The sequence below is a fragment of the Desulfobaccales bacterium genome (assembly GCA_041648175.1).
GTDB lineage: Bacteria > Desulfobacterota > Desulfobaccia > Desulfobaccales > 0-14-0-80-60-11 > 0-14-0-80-60-11.
Map to the genome: position 1 here is coordinate 1 of JBAZPO010000013.1, position 17,377 is coordinate 17,377.

Annotated in this window: 15 protein-coding genes; 7 read left to right on the forward strand and 8 right to left on the reverse strand. The window is 56.6% G+C overall.

The genetic code is table 11. The annotated features are described in order from the left end of the window. Nucleotides 1–181: 181 nt before the first annotated feature. The 7 genes from WC600_12455 to WC600_12485 form a co-directional block, all read right to left on the reverse strand. On the reverse strand, nucleotides 182–1,228 hold the full coding sequence (locus WC600_12455; GenBank protein MFA4903539.1) for a hypothetical protein: 1,047 nt from the start codon (nucleotides 1,226–1,228) through the stop codon (nucleotides 182–184). Nucleotides 1,229–1,382: 154 nt separating this feature from the next. Next, nucleotides 1,383–2,576, reverse strand: a complete 1,194-nt coding sequence (locus WC600_12460; GenBank protein ID MFA4903540.1) for a glycosyltransferase family 4 protein — start codon at nucleotides 2,574–2,576, stop codon at nucleotides 1,383–1,385. Between the two features lie 27 nt (nucleotides 2,577–2,603). Continuing rightward, nucleotides 2,604–3,353 (reverse strand): WecB/TagA/CpsF family glycosyltransferase, encoded by a 750-nt coding sequence (locus WC600_12465; GenBank protein ID MFA4903541.1) that lies wholly within the window; start codon nucleotides 3,351–3,353, stop codon nucleotides 2,604–2,606. Nucleotides 3,354–3,355: 2 nt separating this feature from the next. Beyond that, nucleotides 3,356–4,231, reverse strand: coding sequence for a glycosyltransferase family A protein (locus WC600_12470; protein ID MFA4903542.1), 876 nt, complete (start codon nucleotides 4,229–4,231; stop codon nucleotides 3,356–3,358). A 46-nt stretch (nucleotides 4,232–4,277) separates the two neighbouring features. Beyond that, the gene (locus WC600_12475; protein MFA4903543.1) at nucleotides 4,278–5,180 is read right to left on the reverse strand and encodes a glycosyltransferase family 2 protein; all 903 of its coding nucleotides are present in this window, start codon (nucleotides 5,178–5,180) and stop codon (nucleotides 4,278–4,280) included. Beyond that, on the reverse strand, nucleotides 5,177–7,078 hold the full coding sequence (asnB, locus tag WC600_12480; protein MFA4903544.1) for an asparagine synthase (glutamine-hydrolyzing): 1,902 nt from the start codon (nucleotides 7,076–7,078) through the stop codon (nucleotides 5,177–5,179). The genes WC600_12475 and asnB overlap by 4 nt, the downstream gene beginning before the upstream one ends. A gap of 4 nt (nucleotides 7,079–7,082) precedes the next feature. Further along, the gene (locus WC600_12485) at nucleotides 7,083–8,324 is read right to left on the reverse strand and encodes a glycosyltransferase (protein ID MFA4903545.1); all 1,242 of its coding nucleotides are present in this window, start codon (nucleotides 8,322–8,324) and stop codon (nucleotides 7,083–7,085) included. Between the two features lie 385 nt (nucleotides 8,325–8,709). Here WC600_12485 and WC600_12490 point away from each other — a divergent pair, with 385 nt between their 5' ends. Further along, on the forward strand, nucleotides 8,710–9,834 hold the full coding sequence (locus WC600_12490; GenBank protein MFA4903546.1) for a tetratricopeptide repeat protein: 1,125 nt from the start codon (nucleotides 8,710–8,712) through the stop codon (nucleotides 9,832–9,834). 255 nt (nucleotides 9,835–10,089) lie between these two features. Here WC600_12490 and WC600_12495 read toward each other — a convergent pair whose 3' ends face one another. Beyond that, complete coding sequence (locus tag WC600_12495; GenBank protein MFA4903547.1) at nucleotides 10,090–12,144, reverse strand: glycoside hydrolase family 15 protein; 2,055 nt, start codon at nucleotides 12,142–12,144, stop codon at nucleotides 10,090–10,092. Between the two features lie 135 nt (nucleotides 12,145–12,279). Here WC600_12495 and WC600_12500 point away from each other — a divergent pair, with 135 nt between their 5' ends. The 6 genes from WC600_12500 (at nucleotide 12,280) to WC600_12525 (ending at nucleotide 17,374) form a co-directional block, all read left to right on the forward strand. Next, on the forward strand, nucleotides 12,280–12,549 hold the full coding sequence (locus WC600_12500; protein MFA4903548.1) for a hypothetical protein: 270 nt from the start codon (nucleotides 12,280–12,282) through the stop codon (nucleotides 12,547–12,549). A 280-nt stretch (nucleotides 12,550–12,829) separates the two neighbouring features. Next, nucleotides 12,830–13,342, forward strand: coding sequence for an RsbRD N-terminal domain-containing protein (locus WC600_12505; GenBank protein MFA4903549.1), 513 nt, complete (start codon nucleotides 12,830–12,832; stop codon nucleotides 13,340–13,342). Between the two features lie 41 nt (nucleotides 13,343–13,383). After that, nucleotides 13,384–14,421, forward strand: a complete 1,038-nt coding sequence (gene dsrM, locus WC600_12510; GenBank protein MFA4903550.1) for a sulfate reduction electron transfer complex DsrMKJOP subunit DsrM — start codon at nucleotides 13,384–13,386, stop codon at nucleotides 14,419–14,421. A 4-nt stretch (nucleotides 14,422–14,425) separates the two neighbouring features. Further along, entirely contained in the window at nucleotides 14,426–16,063 is a 1,638-nt protein-coding gene (locus WC600_12515) for a (Fe-S)-binding protein (protein ID MFA4903551.1), read from the forward strand. 1 nt (nucleotide 16,064) lies between these two features. Further along, nucleotides 16,065–16,562, forward strand: coding sequence for a sulfate reduction electron transfer complex DsrMKJOP subunit DsrJ (dsrJ, locus tag WC600_12520; GenBank protein ID MFA4903552.1), 498 nt, complete (start codon nucleotides 16,065–16,067; stop codon nucleotides 16,560–16,562). Nucleotides 16,563–16,567: 5 nt separating this feature from the next. Next, entirely contained in the window at nucleotides 16,568–17,374 is an 807-nt protein-coding gene (locus tag WC600_12525; GenBank protein ID MFA4903553.1) for a 4Fe-4S dicluster domain-containing protein, read from the forward strand. Nucleotides 17,375–17,377 lie beyond the last annotated feature (3 nt).

Below are 17,377 nucleotides of genomic sequence, written 5' to 3' on the forward strand. Positions count from 1 at the left end.
CCACCCTCTACCTGAAGGTCAAATGCAAAGAAGGGATCATCAAAAAAGCCTGGAAAAACCTGGACTCGGAAGGCTCCGGCCCCGCCACCCTAACCGAAGTCCCCTGGGACCTGAAGGAATAAGGCGAAGCAAAGGGGGAAACTCTCGGGAATGGCATATCCATAGATGAACAATGGAAAGGTTATTGTTTCGAAAAAGGAGATGATTGGTTATTACAGGCTTTTTCAAGGAAATGATTGAGGATAAAGTCACTCAACATTATACCGATTTTTTTATGGACTAAGCCAGAAGGATGCCAGTCATATTTACTTGCATGGAAATCTTTATAGGTAAATTGCGGCGTTAAAAATGAAACATTATAATAATCTATTTGATCATGTATCATATTCTTTATTACTGGAGTAAACTCCGATCCATTCCCCTCTGCCGATGGCAACGTCAGAACCAAATAGCTGTAACCGTATTCCTGGGATAACTCTTTAAAATTATCAACAAATTTATAAGAATTAGAGACTATCGGTGGAAGCTTGCCATCGGCCGGCTCATAATTAATTTCTTGGCGCATCATCGTTCGGGACAAAATATCACGAAGCAAATAACTTAGATGAATCTTTCTCAGCACTAGTTTTAACGTAGGATATTTGTTGATCAATTGAGAGGCTTCACCATGGGTATTATAGCCCCATTTGTCTACCTGAGGGGTGCGATTGGTGTCGAAATCATCGATCACTAGGCCCATGACCACCAAATCCGGGTTGACTTCAGGAACCCGGTATTTCAGGGTTTCGACCATTTCTTTAACGCTATAAGAAGAGACCCCAAAATTGAATACCGTAACGTTACAATGGTGTTGTAGCTGGTTCAAAGTCTTTTCGACGATTTCCGGATAGGTCTGTTCCGTAGGCACACCGACCCCAAAAGTCACCGAGTTACCCACAAAGGCAATGCGATATTCGTTGGCCTGCTTGTTCCCATATGTGCGGCCCGGCACCGGACTGCGCAACCCCAAGGCATCGGTATTTGTCCAGACGATGCCGTGGGCCCGGACATGATTGAGATTTGGTTTCATAACATAAGGAATTTCCTGGCTTTTGCTAAAAGGCATATAGATAGGGTCATAAAAATACATATCGGCATAGCCCCAGACCCTGACCAATATTTCTAAGGAGAAAAAAATTATTAGGAAGGTATAGAGGAGATATAAACAGGTACGCAGAATGTTGCGCATTTTTCGACTCCTAAAACAAACCGAATAGTGATTGCATTTATAGCTTCAGGGAATCTCGTTTGGGGCTCATGACTTCGATGGAATAAGCCGAGGAACCCTTAAGGTGTGGCGCGGTTTGCAGGGTTAAGAAAGGGCCCCCGGGAGAGGTGAAAACTCACGAAGGTTCACCCTTGCGGCCGTCCCGAGCCATTTGCAGGACCTGGGCCAAGCGGGTCCCCTGGATATCCCAAGTCCAATTATTTTCGATAGTCTGGCGAGCCATAGCGCCAAACCGGTGGCGCAGGTCATCATGCGTAATTAATTCCAGGAGCTTAGAGCCCATGGTGTCTCGATCGCCCGGCTCATAAAGCATGCCATTGTAGCCGTCACAAACGAGTTCCTTGATTTGCCCCAGGGCCGGAAAGAGAACGGCTTTGCCAGCCGCCATATACTCCAATAATTTCATGGAGGAGCCGTAGAACAGGTAGTCTTCTTTGTAAGGGCTGATGACGATGTCCATGACGCTAAGGAGGCGTGGAATAAGCTCGTGGGGCTGGCTTCCGGTAAAAATGAAATGCGGCCCGAGGCCGGCGGTTGCAGCCCCGAGACGGAGGGCATCATCAACCCTGCCTTTACCCACGAAGAGGAAAACCACCCGGTCATGGGCTGCAATAATTTTGCGAGCCAGCGAGAGAAACCGCCCGATATCGCTAAAGAATTCGAAAGACCCGATATAGCCGATCACCACCCGGCCTTCGAGGCGCAAGCTTGCCATAAGATCTGGGTCGGGCTCCATGGGAGTAAAGGTGATGTGGTCGACGCCATTGGGTACGACATGGAGTTTGGCGGCAGGCGCTTCATAGCGCATCAGGTATCCCTTCAAAATTTCCGATATGCAGATAACCTGATCGGCGCCCTGCACATTGATCCCTTCTATCTTGCGAGCCAGCCAGGGGTACCGATAATACTGGGGATAAAAGAGGCGATACTCGTACTCCAGGGGCGCTTCGGCGAACAGTACCAAGGGCAGGCGTCGACGGCGAGACGCAACCAGGGCCGCAAAGTTGACAAAAGAACTCACCGCCAGCACGACGTCGGGGCGGAACCTGTCCAGGAGATTGAGTTCCTCCCGGATGAGGGCAAAATTCCGCAGGAAGATGCGGGGTACATGGCCGAAGCGACGAAGCGTCTGGATTTTCTTGAGTCCCAGATATTCCCGGTCCTCACCAGGCTGTTTAGCAGTGAGGAACTGCACGTCCACCTGGTGACCGAGCCGCGTCAGCGCGCCAGCGATAGCCCGAATCTGGGTAGCCGCACCGATAGCGGAACCCTCAATATCATGGTGATAGTTGAAATAAGAGATCTTCATTGGCCAGACGAGAATTTATGCCCGAGTTTAATGGCGTTCTCCATTTTTTAGGGCCTGATCCAGGACCCTCGCCCCAAAAAGGGGCAGACCCAGAAGATAACGCCGCCAGGTGGCGGGTTCCTGCCAGAGACGGTAAGCCCATTCAAACCCATTTTGCCGCAATGTGGGAGATAGGCGCTCCAACTCACCCGCTACAATTTTGAACATCCCCCCGCAGGTCAAGACCAGGCTCACCTCCAACTGCTGCCGCCATTTTGCAGTCCAGAGGACCTGGCGGGGGTCACCCATCCCGACCCAGAGAACATCCGGCCGGACGGCGTTGATCTCGGCGATAATATGCTCATCCCGAAAATCGAAGTAGCCATGCTGGGTGCCGGCAATGTGCAAACCCGGATAGGTCTCCTGAGCCTGACCGGCGGCCCGTTCGGCCAGGCCGGGTTCCCCACCCAAGAGGAAAAAACGATAGCCCTTCTGAACCGCAACCTCGCATAACTTGGGCCAAACATCGGTAGTGGTCAGTTTTTCCGGCAGATGCCTGCCTAACAAGCGGGAGGCCAGAATGAGAGAAGCCCCGTCTGCATACAACAGGTCAGCCTGGCGCAAGGCTTTCAGAAACTCGGGGTGATGATAAGTGAGGTTAAGCACATGGGCATTGATGCCATGACCCACCGCACAACCGGGGGCCGCGATCAATGCCTCGATGCGGGCCAGCAAGGTGGGCATGGTGAAAATGCCTGTTGGCACCCCCAGAATATTGACGCATTCTTCTTTGCCCACAATCAACACCTCTTGGAAGGTAACCGATTGCCATGGGTGAGCCGGTAAAGTTGTTCCGTTCGCAAATAACGGATCAGGTCCTGATCGGTGAGGCGCTGGAGATTGGGCTCGAAGTAACTGCCGAAGAACCCCCAGATGAAGGCCAGCCCACCCACCAGCCAGGGATATTCGGCCATGCGATAGAAGCCCCGGGCTATGGCAAAGAGGGGGTGGCTGCCGATGGCATAAGCGCACCGCCCCCAAATGACCCGTCCCCGGATCGCCCCAAAGGTAGCTCCCTGCAGGCGATGATGAATGATGATAATCTGAGGATCATTAAGGGTTACCCAGCCATACCGGCGAGCGTCGGTTTCATCGATAATATCCCAGCCATAAACGCATTGGAGACCGCCAATATCCCGAAAGCATTCCCGCCGGTAAAACTTGGCTTGCCCCGGCACATGGTAGTCGGCACAGCGCTCGGGCACGAGGTCTCCTTTCAGCAGGAGCAGTGTAGTGCCGCTGGCCATCCCCACTTTGGGATCGTCAAAGCGCTTCATGATGGCGGCGAAGGTTTCGGCCTCAAATTCCAAGTCGCAATCCAACTTGGCGATGACATCGAAAGGCTCATCTCCCAAAGCCTCCAGGCCGGCGCAAAAGGCCCTGACGACGCCAGCCCCCAGCTCGCGGCTACCCCCCCGCTCCCGCCGGACCAGCCTGATCCAGGGGTGCTTCGCAGCATAGCGCCCTACGATCTCGGCGGTGCGATCCCGACTGCCATCGTCCACGATGATCCAGAGATGGGGCCGATAGGTCTGCTTGACTACCGAATCCAAGGTGAACTGCACAAATTGCGCTTCATCCCGGCAGGGACTGATAACGACTAAGCGGCGCTGCATATCTTATATTCCTTTCGCAAACTCATAACCCCACTTGCCCAACGCTTTAGAAAACGCACGACCTCCCGACCACATGCTGAGCTGCGGCTGGCAAACGATTGCCATGGGTGAGCCGGTAGAGTTGTTCCTGTCGCAAATACCGGATCAGCTCCGTATCGGAGAGGCGCTGGATGCCGGAGTTGAAGTAACTGGAAATAAAACCCCAAATGAAGGCCAACCCTCCCACCAACCACGGTCGCTGCGCCATGCGGTAGAAGCCCCGGGCTATGGCAAAGAGGGGGTGGCTGCCGATGGCATAAGCACACCGTCCCCAGATAACCCGCCCCTGGATAGCCCCGAAGCTGGAGCCTTGCATCCGGTGGTGGATGAAAATGATCTTGGGGTCACTGAGGGTGATCCAACCATGGCGCCGGGCATCGGTTTCATCAATGACGTCCCAGCCGTAGACCGGCTGTAGTCCGCCGATATCCCGGAAGCATTCGCGGCGGTAAAATTTGGCGTTGCCCGGGACGTGAAAGGAGGTATAAAGTTCGAAAACGAGTTTATGCCCCACCAGCAGATAGGTATTGCCACTGGCCATGCCCACCATGGGGTCGTCAAAGTGGGCCATGACGGCTGCTAAAGTTTCCGGCCCGAACTCGGTATCGCTATCCAGTTTGGCGATAACGTCGAAAGGTTCATCTCCCAGGGCAACCAGACCGGCGTTAAAGGCGCTTACCACGCCGGGTCCTAGCTGTCGGCTGCCCCCCCGCTCCCGCCGGACCAGCCTGATCCAGGGATGTTCGATGGCGTAAGATTCGACGATCTCGGCGGTCCTATCCTGGCTGCCATCATCGACGATAATCCAAAGATCGGGGCGATAGGTCTGTTTGATGACGGAGTCCAGGGTAACCTTAACGAACTGCTCCTCATCCCGACAGGGACTGATAATCACCAGCCGGCGTTTCATGTCTCCCACTCCCCCCGGCCGCGAACCCGTCGCCACCAGATGGCAAAAACCAGCAAGGCCCATAACTGTTTGCCAAAATCCCGCTGGCCGCGGATATGCGCCTCGGTCATTTCCTGAACATAGGCCAGGTTGAAGAACCCGGTCTCAGCCAGGGTCTCCATGAGGCGATGTTCCTTGGCATAATCCAGAAGGTGTTGTTGGAGCCAAAATTCCACCGGGGGATTAAAGCCGCGTTTTCGCCGATTTATGATGACCGGGGGGAGGGCAGGCTCCAGGGCTTTACGGAAGAGGAACTTAGTTTCCCATCCCTTTAATTTGAGGTCCATGGGTACGGAGAGGGCAAATTCCACCAGGGTATGGTCCAGCAGGGGCACCCGGACTTCCAGGGAACAGGCCATGCTCATCCGGTCCACCTTGACCAGCAGACTATCTGGCAGATAGACCGACAGGTCTGCCATATTAGCTTGGGCGATGGGATCGAGGCCGGGGTAGGCAACGGGTACGGCCCAGAAGTGTCCCAGATAAGGGAGTCCGGCAGTCTGGCGGCGAAAATCCGGGGAGAACAGGCGTTGCTGCTCCTCGGGCGTGAAAAACGCCACTTTGCGAGTATATCCCTGGAACAAGGGGTACAGAGAGGAGGACGCGATCCGTTCCATCCGATGTTCCCAGTAACCCAGGCGAGGTGAACCGAAGGTGGGCAGATGACGGGTGGCCGCGGCCAGGGAACGGCGTATCCACACCGGCAAAAGGCCCAGCCAGCGGTTGAGCTGGAGACCCTGATAATGGGTGTAACCGCCAAAAATTTCGTCTCCGCCTTCGCCGCTCAAGGCCACCGTGACCCGCCGGCGGGTGGCCTGGGAAAGCAGATAAGTGGGAATGATGGTGGCATCCGCCAGGGGTTCATCCAGATGCCACAGGAGCTTGGGCAGAAGGTCGGTGGCTTCCGAGGTGACCCGGAAAGTTTCATGGGAGGTGCCCAGATGCTGGCTGACCATGGCGGCATAGCGGGTCTCATCATACTTGGGGACCTCAAAACCCACGTTGAAAGAGCGGATTTCGTTGAGGCCCAATTCAGCCATGGCCGCGGTCACTGCGCTGGAATCAAGCCCGCCGGAGAGAAAGACCCCCAGAGGCACATCCGCCATCAACTGAAGGCGCACTGCCTCCTTGAGGCGGTGGCGCAGGTCCTCACACCAATCCTCCAGAGTCCTCTCAGGCGTCGGGGTAACCATGGGGCGCCAGTATTTTCGCGTCTTGACCTTCCGGTCGGTCACGGTCAACAGCTCGCCCGGCTGGAGCTTGTGGACCTGTTGATAAATGGTGCCTGAGCCCGGGATAAAATGGTGAGAGAAGTATTCAAAGACGCTTTGTTGATTGACCGCGGCATCAAATCCGGGCAACAGGAGGAGGCTCTTGATTTCTGAGGCGAAAGCAAAGGTGTCGGACTTCCGGGTATAAAAAAGGGGCTTGACGCCCAAGCGATCCCGGGCCAGGAGCAGTTTGCGCCGGCGGCTGTCCCAGACGGCGAAGGCGAACATGCCGTTTAAGTGGTCCACGACCTCATCGCCCCAGGTTTCGAAACCGTGCACGATGACTTCGGTATCGGAGGAGGTGCGGAAGGTGTGGCCTTGTTGTTTGAGATAACTCCGAAGTTCCTGAAAATTATAGATCTCGCCGTTGAAGACCACCGTGACGGTCTGGTCTTCGTTGGACATGGGCTGGCGCCCGCCGCTCAGATCGATGATGCTCAAGCGCCGGAAGCCCAGTCCCAGACCGCGATCCATGAAAAAACCTTCATCATCGGGCCCGCGGTGGCTTAAAACCGAGGTCATGCGCCGCAGCAGTCCCTGATCGACAGGTTCTTCATTCAAATGCAAGATACCGGTGATACCGCACATAGTATTAAGATTTCTGTTGGGATTCCAGCGCGGCCGCAAAGAGGCCCTGAAGCTGTCGAGCGCTGTTCTCGCCGTTGAATTGAGCAACCACCAAGTCACGTCCGGCCCGGGCCAGGCGACGGGCCAGGTTCTGATCCTGGATCAATCGGGCCAGGGCTTCGGCCAGGGCCGCCGCATCATCCGGAGCTACCAGAAGACCGGTTTCGCCGTCCAGCACCAGTTCGGGGATGCCGGAAACCCGGGTGGCCACCACCGGGATTTCCATGGCCATGGCTTCGATTAACACCGTTGGGATACCGTCGGCATCCTGATTTCGCACACAGGAAGGCATGGCCAGCACATCTGCCTGTTGGTAGTAAGACAGGCACACGTCCGACGGCAGTTTCCCCTTCATTATTACTCGGTCAGTAACCCCCAAATCTTTAATCATATTCTCGAGGCGCTCGGCTTCTGGACCTGCACCGATGATGAGACACCGGCAGGCTAGGTCCTGGTCGCGCAGCAGGCCGCACGCCGAAACCAGGGTATGGAATCCCTTGGTTTCAACCAGACGCCCCACGGCGATGATGCAGGGGGGCTCCCCCAGCGGGTGGGGATAAGGACAGAATCTGGCGGTATCCAAGCCGTTCCGGACCACCACCAGATGGGCCTTTTCGGCTTCGGGATAGTGTTCCCGCAGATAGCGCACATTATACCGGCTAATGCAGGCCACAAACGCCGCGGCCGAGAGCTTGGTGGGCAGCAGGAGTTTATCGATAAAGATGTCAAAGGCATGGGCGGTAAAGCTGAAGGAAATGCCAGCCAGGCTAGCTGTCATCAAAGCCACACTGGCGGCGGCATTGGCAAAATGGGCGTGGAGGTGTTTAATGCCGCTACGGCCCAGGCGCCAGGCGGCAAAGGGAGCCACCATGAAGTAAGACAGGCTGCGGCGGCGGGACTGCCAGGTTCTGTCGGCGATAAAGACATAGGCGTAAAGGCAGTGGAAGTAACGCCGGGGAAAGCGGAGCGCAAAAAGGAGATGGGCCAGCCAGAACAAGGGGTTGCGAGGTTGCACCAAGATCTCCACCTCGCTATCCAGGTCTGGCGCTTCGGGATGGTGCACGCCGGCATCGGGTTGACGGAGGCTGAAGGGCTTGATCTCAAGTCCCAGACGGCGGAGTGCGGTAATTTCCCGCACCACGAAGGTTTCCGCCACCGCGGGCAGGTTGCGCGCCAGATACGCAATGGGAGCGAGGCCGTTAGCCATAGGTGTGAATTGACCCGAAAGAACCCGCAATCGCGAGGATCATGAGAAAGCGCCGCGACCGAGGCCCGTTTATTGGTAAGGGTTTTTGGCCCATGGCAGGATCATGCGAAAAGTTCATCGCTACTCAAGTTCATCGGTAATCAGCACCAAAAAATCAAAAAAAATCTCAAGAAACTCTCGACTGATTTATTTAACTGCGCTCAAGTGCCGATTAAAATAAAATAGGGGGCAGATATTCGGGATATCGTATCGTGTTTTGTTAGGAACCTGAAGAAGAAAAAATTATTTGTGGGATAGGGTGACGGTGTTTAAGGGGAGCGGCCGGGTTAGAAGCGGGGCAATACTTCGGAGGAGGGGAGGGGGAGCATATCCTTGGGCCTCCGATGTGGCGGTTTTATGCGGGACTCTGGTGGTCATGACGTTTCTGCTCCTGATTACAGGTCTCGGGGTGGCCAGGGCTCAAGTGGGGGCAACGCCCCCCCAGGGAGGCGGCGATGCCCTGGCCACTGAGCTGGCGCAACAAGCCGACACTCTGTTGAGCGCCGGGAGATATGACCAGGCCCTTAAAATTCTCAAGCAGGTGATCATTTTCAGGCCCGATGATCCCGCGGCCCAATGCCGGCTGGCTCTGGTCTATATCAAGCTGGAGCGTTATGAAGATGCCATCAAGGCCTTACGCCAGGCCATCCTGTTTAAGGCTAATTATATCGAGGCCCATAATATTTTAGGGTCGGCCTATATTCTGTTGGGTCGACCTGAAGAAGCCCTGGTGGCGCTGGACCAGGCCATCCGCCTGCAACCCGATAATGCCAAGGCCTATGTCAGCATGGGCGCGGCGCATTTTCTCCTGAATCGTTATCCGGAGGCCCTTGCGGCCTATGATCGAGCCCTCATGTTAGAACCGGACAATGCCCTGGCGCTCCTTGGCCGGGGCGAAGTTTATGCCAATCTCGGCCGTTATGACGACGCGGTATCTGCCATTCAAGAGTCCCTGCGGCGCAATCCCCAAAATGCCCAAGCCCGCCTGGCCTTAGCTGCGGTTTATGGCAATTTGGGCCGCGTTGATCAGGCTTCGAAGGTCTTGCAAGAGGCCATTCACCTAAGGCGCGACCAGGCAGAGGGTTACTATGGTTTAGGAGTGATGCGCTTTTTGAGGGGAGATTACCGGGAAGCAGCCGAGGCCTTTAAGAACGCCCTGCGCCTGCGGCCGGATTATGTCCAGGCGCTGACGGGGTTAGGAGAAGCGTTGGGCAAGTTGGGGCAGTCTGACCAGGCTGAAGCCGCTCTGAAACAGGCTATCCGGATAAAGCCGGATGATGCAGGGGCCCATTTTGCCCTGGGAAGCGCATATGCCGATTATGGTAATCGGGGCGCCGCCCTGGAAGAATATGAGCGGCTTAAGGATCTGAACCCCAAAATGGCCCAGGAGCTTTTCGAGGTCATTTTGTGGTCTCGGGGCCAGGTTCCCAGGCTCAGTGACTTGAGCTTGGGGCGGAAGGTCAAGAAATGACCGGAATCCACGCCCAATCGGAGCGGTTTTCGGCATCGTGGTGAGGCGGTTCCAGGACGTCCGGGAGGTTCAGATGCCCTCATGAAGTTGCCAGTGGCCAGTGGTCAGTGGTCAGGGGTCAGTAAAGTTGGCCAAAGGGTAGGGGGGCGCGGCGCACCAGCACAGGCTGGAAAACCTGAGCCACCAAATGCGACGGGTACGCCTCACCGGATTTTCCATGGTTTTGGGAGAGCCGAAAGAACATGAGTGACTGCTCTAGATTTTGCAAATCCCGTGGATGGAATCGCAGGTCTGGCGATAGAGCCGTTCGATCCAGTCCTCCTGGCGCAGATAGGGCGTAACGGCTGCCCCCGCTTGCGCCTGCTTCCGGGCCAGCCGGCGCAAAAGGCGGTGGGTCGTGGCCACATAAGTGCCGTGGCTCCAGGTCAGGGGGGATACGGAGAGGGACTCCCCGGTCAGGGGGTTGATTTGCTCCGGCAACACTCCGGAAGGCAAGGCGTGGGCCGCGGTCCAGCTTAAAATGTCCATGACCTGGGCCAGTTCGTCGTCGTCGCCGTCCTTTTCGATCAGATAGTCGGCCAGCCACAGGGTGCAGATGAACCAGGGGTTGCCCGGGACATCTTGAGTGACCCGGTGATAGGTGTCGTTTTCGTAGCGGGCCAGCCCGCCGATGGGAGTGTTGACCCATAATTTTTCCCGCAGGGCCGTCATGGTGGCGGCCAGGCGGGGATCGTCGGCATGGTAGAGGCCGAAGGCAAACAGGCCCCAGAAGCTGGCGTCACAGGTGCCGTCCACTTCCCAGGGGCCGCCGTGATTGCGGTGGATCATGCGGCAGAACCGGTTGAGCTCAGGGCGCCAAAGATGCATGGAGGCGGCGTCTCTAATCTCCGCAGCGATTTGTTGATAATAGGCAGCCCTGTCGTCCTCACCGAAGACTTTGCAGAACAGGGACGCGGCGGTGAGCCCGCCGAACACCGTGCCCACGGTAAAGCTCAAGATGCCCCGGCGTTCTTCCCAGAGGTCATAGGAAGGGGCCGGCAGGCCGGTTTCGGCGTCCCGGTACTGGCACATGAAATCCGCAGTTCGTTTCACCAGTTGCCGGTACAGGGGCTTGATGAAGTCCAGGTCCCGGTACAGGACGAAGTGCTGCCACAAGGCCCAAACCACCAGGGCGGTGGAATCCTCCTGGATGGGCAATTGGGCCTGGCCTTCGTGGTACCACGGGTGCCAGGATGAGGCCAGGGTGCCGTCGGGGTTGAACTTATGCAGCAAGCACCCCTCCGGCTGCAGGAGCCCGGAGATGAACTGAAAGAAATTTCGAGCCGCGGACGGATGGCCGGCCTGGTCCAGGGCGTAGGCCACCAGGGCGCCGTCCCGGGGCCAAATGTAGGAGTACGTATCCCGGTTGAAGTAGACCACATCGGAATCATTGGCGGCCAGGATGCCACCCTGCCAGTCGACCTGAGTCCGCACTACCAGGAGGCTGCGCCGGTACAATTCCGCCACCGGCTCCGGCAGTTGGTCCAAGCCCGGGGATTCTTTCCGAACCCATAAGCGCCAGTAATCTTCGGTGCGTTTGAGGTGCCCCCGGGGGTGCTTGTGTTTGATGAGGGAGTCCAGGCGCAAGACGTCTTCCCAGCTTTGGCCCGCGACCAGCCAGTAGTAAGCCTGGCCCGATTCATACGGCGGCAGGGTCAACGTCAGGCCGATAACCGAATCCACCGAACCCTGGGCTATGGGATTTCCGGAGAGCACGCCGTCTTCGGCATCCTTGAAAGTGCCTTCCAGACCCCCGGAATCTTTTTGCCCCACGGCATACTGGCTCAGCCCCTCCCCCTCCCCGGCCATACCGCCGGCCAGGAAGTAGCGAGCGCCCTTGTAGTGGATGACCGCGCCGGTCTTGGGATCGAAGCCTGCGGTGTTTCCCAACTCATTGCCATAGATGCCCAGGTCAAGGGTAAAGAAGAGGCGGATTTCCCGGGGCTGCGGCGAGATGTTGGTTACCACGATTTCCCGGAGATAAATGTCCTCATGGAAATCCACCGCATCGCGGCACGTGAGGGCCACTCCGAGGCCGGCATGGGAGAGCTGGACGTCGGTCACTAAGGTGTCCGGCAGATAGCGCAGCTCCCGCTTCCACTCCGGCCCCACCCAGGAAAACTGGCCGTCAACCCACACCCCTGAGCGGCAAAACTTGCCGCTGACGTGATTTTCCAGGCCCACATGAGGGTAATAAAGCTCCCGGATGCAGTAGTTTTGGTCAAAGCAGATAAGCAGTTTGCCGTTACCTACGGGGAGGTCGCGAGGCATGGTTTTGTCCTTCCATAATGACGTCAGTATATCTTTCTCTAATTTAGCCGAGTCGAGGTCGATTTCCCAGAGAAATGGTGACTTCCGGAACGCTTCAGCGCTTGCCATTTCCTGCCGGTTTGGTAGGATGAGCCCATGAGCACCGCGTTCAGCTTCTTCCTGCGGCTGTTCCTCTGCTTCGTGGGGGCCAGATTTCTCTTGCAGGCCATCGACGTAGAGGGCCGGGGCTACCTGGTCGGCTTGACTATCCTCTTTTTAGTCAATGTTTACTGGTTCAGCTACCTGGTGTTCCGGGACCGCAGGGCTTCTCCGGCCGAGGCGGGCAACGTGCAGGCCCAAAGCCCGATTGATCCCGCGCCCGCCCAGGCAGAGCCCCAAGAAGACCGGGTTCCACCCCAGACCTGAACCGTTTGGGGCGCCAGCAGGTCTGGCGACCTGCGCTTAAAAAATATCCACTGCGGCGGCGGGCTCAGGGTCAGCGCGGTCATGTAAGAAAATTCTCCTGACCTTTAACAAAAGCAAGAGCGCCGACTATGGCGAATTATGGCGGCAGAGCCGTCCTGCCATGGCTGAGATATGAGGTGCAGAGGAACGCCGGCGGTCATTTTTTCCTTGACACTAAATTTGTGAATGTTTTAACATTCAAAAGCTCTAATCCGGTTTTGGGTGAAAACGAAATCCTCTGATGCAATTAACCACACGCTTAACTGAGAAGAAATCTGCCATCCTGGGTCGCTGGCTCACCATGATTTATGAGAGCTATCCCCCCGAGACGGCAATTTTTTTGCGCAAAGAAAAGAACCGCTTCGATAATCCCATGGGATACCGGATCTCCGAGGGACTGGAAGGGTTATACAACGCCCTCATCCAGGACATGGAGAAAGATAAGCTCCTGAATTATCTTGACGAAATTATCCGCATCCGGGCGCTCCAGAATTTTTCGCCCTCCCAGGCCCTGGCCTTCATTTTTTTATTGAAGAATGTTATTCGCCAGGAGTTGGCCGACGAAATCCGGAAAGAAAACCTGGGGGCGGAGGTTCTGGAGTTGGAGTCTTGCATCGACGGCCTGGCCCTCTTGGGATTCGATGTTTACACCAAGCGCCGGGAGAAGATCTCCGAAATCAAGGCCGACGAGGCGAAAAGAAGGGTCAGCGGGTTAATGCGCAAGGCAGGCCTCGACGACGAAGGCCTAATGTAGGTATTGGTAGCAACCGGTTAACTGAAACGAGGTGACAGTGCATGGATTTTTTTAAGCGTCATTTCTTTGTGGCCTTGGCTGCGGTCTTGGGACTGATATTGATCGCCTATGTGGGAGTTAAAGGCAATCTGCAACTCCTGTTCGGGGTGGTAGTGCCCTACATGGCCGCGCTCATCTTTGTGGAGGGCCTCATCTACCAGGTCATCCAGTGGGCTCGGTCACCGGTGCCGTTTAGGATTCCCACCACCGGCGGCCAGGGGCGGACCCTGCCCTGGATCGAGAGGGACCTGGGAGAGAAGCTGGACAATCCCTCGGACTTCAAGTATCTGATGGGGCGTATGGCCCTGGAAGTCTTGGCCTTTCGGAGCCTGTTCCGGAACCTGAGAACGGAATTGGTCAAGGACCCGGACAACCCCGAAGGCGCCCGCCTGATTCACTGGTCCTATAAGTGGTTGTGGCTGGGGGCCATCGCCTTCCACTACGCCTTTCTGGTGGTCATCCTGCGCCATCTCCGGTTCTTCATGGAGCCGGTGCCGTATCCCCTCGCGTTACTCACTGAGGTGGACGGCTTCTTCCAGTTCTTCACGCCTGCAGTGTATCTGAGCGGCGTCGTGCTGGTTGTGGCCGTGGCCTACCTGCTGGCCCGGCGGATCACCAACCCCAGCATGCGCTACATCTCTCTGGCGGCGGATTATTTTCCCCTGCTCCTGATTCTGGGCATCGGGATTACCGGCATCCTTATGCGGTACTTCTTTAAGACCGACATCATTGCCGTGAAAGAATTGGCCCTCGGCCTGGTGACCTTGCATCCCAAGATTCCGGCGGTAGCCATCAGCCCTCTCTTTTATGTGCACCTCTTTTTAGTCTGTGCGCTCTTTGCCTACTTCCCCTTCAGCAAGCTGATGCATGCCCCCGGGGTGTTCATGAGCCCCAGCCGGAATATGATCGCCAATAACCGCTGGGTCCTGCATGTCAATCCCTGGAACTATCCCGTCAAGTTCCATCACTATGACGAATATGAAGATAAGTTTAGGGAACCGATGATCGAAGCCGGGATCCCGGTCGAAAAGGAGCAATGAGTTTATGGCCAAAGTTCCGACACCAGCAGAGATACTCCCTGTAAGCTATAAGCCGCCGGAGAAAGGCTGGATGGACGTCAAGCCGGACTTCCGGCCGGGCACCTATTGTAATCCGGCCAGCCCTAAGTGGATGGAATGGATCGACTACCCCTACCCGGCCCCTCGGTCGATCCCCGAGGATAAGTGGGAACTGCCCAAGGATTGGAAGGAAATCGTCCTCCAGGGCATGGAAGACCGGTTGCAGCGCTTCCGGTCCCTGAAGGTCTTTTTCGATATCTGCGTGCGCTGCGGGGCCTGCGCCGACAAATGCCATTTCTTCCTGGGCACGGGCGACCCCAAGAACATGCCGGTCCTCCGGGCCGAGCTCTTGCGGTCGGTTTACCGCCGCTACTTTAAGAAGATCGGCCGGGTCCTGGGTGAAATCGCCGGAGCCCGTGATCTCACCGAAGACGTTATCAAGGAATGGTTTTTCTACCTCTACCAGTGCACCATCTGCCGGCGCTGTTCGCTTTTCTGCCCCTACGGCATCGACATGGCGGAGATGACCCTCCTGGGCCGGGAGTTGCTGGCCTCCATCGGCCTGAATATCGACTGGGCCATGGCTTCGGTGGCTCAGTGTTACGACAAGGGTAGCCACATCGGCGCCACTCCCCAGGCCTTCAAAGACATGGTGGACTTCCTGGCCGAGGAAAATGAGCGCATCACCGGCATTAACACTATCCCTTCAATTAACCGTAAGGGCGCTGAGGTCCTCTTTGTCATGCCCTCCGGCGACTACTTCGCCGACCCCGGCACCTTTACAATGATGGGCTATCTGCTGTTGTTCGAGCACATCGGCCTGGACTACACGCTCAGCACCTACGCCGCGGAAGGCGGCAACTTTGGCTGGTTCATCTCCCACGAGATGGGCAAACGCTTGAACGCCAAGATCTACCATGAAGCCAAGCGTCTAGGCGTGAAGTGGATCCTGGGCGGCGAGTGCGGCCACATGTGGCGGGTGTGCAACCAGTACATGCCCACCTGGTGGGGGCCGGTGGACTTCCTGGAGAAACCGGTATCCCCCATCACCGGCACCAAGTTCGAGAACGCCGCGGTCCACAAGATGGTGCACATCTCCGAATTTACCGCCGACCTGATCCATCACGACAAATTGAATCTGGATCCCCAGCGCAACGCCCATATCAAGATGACCTTCCATGATTCCTGCAACACCGCCCGGGGCATGGGAATCTTGGAAGAGCCGCGTTACATCATCAACAACGTGTTGCCCGAGGGTAACTTCGTGGAGATGCCCCCCAACACTATCCGGGAGAAGGCCTTCTGTTGCGGCAGTTCCAGCGGCATCAACGCCAACGAGAACATGGAACTCCGTATGCAAGGCGGCTTCCCCCGGGCCAACGCCGTGCGGTTCGTCCACGAAAAGTACGGGGTGAACCACTTGGGCTGCATCTGCGCCCTGGACCGGGCCACCCTGCCTACCCTGCTGCAGTACTGGGTGCCGGAAGTAGAGATCACCGGCATCACCGAACTGGTGGGCAATGCCCTGATATTCCCGGACGAGTTGGAGCGTACCACTGATCTCCGTGACCGCGACCTGGTAGGCTTTGGTGAGGCGGAGGAAGGCGGGGAGGAAGAGGAATAATATGGCCGACTACAAAAACGAATTCGGGGTTTTTGGGGAGCGTCCGAAGGTCGAGAAGAAGCTCTTCGATCGCAACAGGGTCATCGCCGGCTTGGTCATCTTCGTCGTGCTGATCACCATCCCGTTATGGCAAAACCTGGGGAAAACGGTGGCCGCGCCGGCGCCTAGCCTGGATACGCCGATTATTAAACAATTGGCGGCGAAGGACAAGAAATGCGTGATGCCCACGGACTGGATGCGGGCCAACCACATGCAGATGCTGGTCGATTGGCGGGATAACGTGGTCCGCGATGAGGAGCAGAAGGTTACCGTCAAACGGGGCCGGGAATTTGTGTCGCCCGACGGGAAGAAATACCTTGCCAGTCTGACCAATACCTGCATGGAGTGTCACTCCAACAAAGCCCAATTTTGCGATCAATGTCACAACTATGCTGCGGTAGTGCCTAACTGTTGGGGGTGCCACCAGGAAACAGGCAAGAAGCTGGCGGAGGCGAAGTGATGGGTATGGACAGAAGAGAATTCATCAGAATAGCCGGACTCTCCACCCTCCTGGGACTGGGAGGCAAAGGGGCCTTCGAATTATTGAACCCCGGCAAGGTGGACGCGGAAATGTTGCCGGAGCCGAAAGCCTTGCATGGCAAGCGCTGGGCCATGGTGGTGAATCAAAAGAAGCTGGATGATGCCACCGCCCAGCGGTGTGTGGCCGCGTGTAACCGGACCCATAATGTCCCGGATTACCTCAATCCTCCGGATGACAAGCTGAAACTTCTCCCCGAGGTAGCCCAGCGCTACGAGATCAAATGGATCTGGACCGATCATTTCCACAATGTCTTCCCCGGTCAGGAGTCGCCTCAGCTTGCGGAAAAAGTAGAGCACATGAATTTCCTCACGCTCTGCAATCACTGCGCCAATCCTCCGTGCGTCCGGGTGTGCCCCACTAAGGCTACCTTCCAGCGGGAAGACGGCATCGTCATGATGGACATGCACCGCTGCATCGGCTGCCGCTTTTGCATGGCCGGCTGCCCCTTCGGCGCCCGCAGCTTTAATTGGCGCGACCCGCGCCCGTATATCAAAGAGCTCTACCCCGGCTATCCCACCCGGGAAATCGGGGTAGTGGAAAAGTGTACCTTCTGCGCCGAGCGCCTGGCTCAGGGGTTGATGCCGGCCTGTGTGGAAGCGTCCAGTGGAGCCTTGATCTTTGGAGACCTGAAGGATGAGAAGTCCCAGGTGCGGGAGTACCTCCGGAAGTACTTCACCATCCGGCGGAAGGCCCATCTCGGTACGGACCCGCAAGTTTACTACATCGTGTGAGGT

What these genes read in the sequence shown, in the direction of transcription:
- dsrM (MFA4903550.1), top strand. Translation starts at nt 13,384, where the DNA reads ATGGATTTTTTTAAGCGTCATTTCTTTGTGGCCTTGGCTGCGGTCTTG.
- WC600_12515 (MFA4903551.1), top strand. Translation starts at nt 14,426, where the DNA reads ATGGCCAAAGTTCCGACACCAGCAGAGATACTCCCTGTAAGCTATAAG.
- WC600_12460 (MFA4903540.1), bottom strand. Translation starts at nt 2,576, where the DNA reads ATGAAGATCTCTTATTTCAACTATCACCATGATATTGAGGGTTCCGCT.
- WC600_12455 (MFA4903539.1), bottom strand. Translation starts at nt 1,228, where the DNA reads ATGCGCAACATTCTGCGTACCTGTTTATATCTCCTCTATACCTTCCTA.
- WC600_12525 (MFA4903553.1), top strand. Translation starts at nt 16,568, where the DNA reads ATGGACAGAAGAGAATTCATCAGAATAGCCGGACTCTCCACCCTCCTG.
- asnB (MFA4903544.1), bottom strand. Translation starts at nt 7,078, where the DNA reads ATGTGCGGTATCACCGGTATCTTGCATTTGAATGAAGAACCTGTCGAT.
- WC600_12500 (MFA4903548.1), top strand. Translation starts at nt 12,280, where the DNA reads ATGAGCACCGCGTTCAGCTTCTTCCTGCGGCTGTTCCTCTGCTTCGTG.
- dsrJ (MFA4903552.1), top strand. Translation starts at nt 16,065, where the DNA reads ATGGCCGACTACAAAAACGAATTCGGGGTTTTTGGGGAGCGTCCGAAG.
- WC600_12485 (MFA4903545.1), bottom strand. Translation starts at nt 8,324, where the DNA reads ATGGCTAACGGCCTCGCTCCCATTGCGTATCTGGCGCGCAACCTGCCC.
- WC600_12495 (MFA4903547.1), bottom strand. Translation starts at nt 12,144, where the DNA reads ATGCCTCGCGACCTCCCCGTAGGTAACGGCAAACTGCTTATCTGCTTT.
- WC600_12470 (MFA4903542.1), bottom strand. Translation starts at nt 4,231, where the DNA reads ATGCAGCGCCGCTTAGTCGTTATCAGTCCCTGCCGGGATGAAGCGCAA.
- WC600_12505 (MFA4903549.1), top strand. Translation starts at nt 12,830, where the DNA reads ATGCAATTAACCACACGCTTAACTGAGAAGAAATCTGCCATCCTGGGT.
- WC600_12475 (MFA4903543.1), bottom strand. Translation starts at nt 5,180, where the DNA reads ATGAAACGCCGGCTGGTGATTATCAGTCCCTGTCGGGATGAGGAGCAG.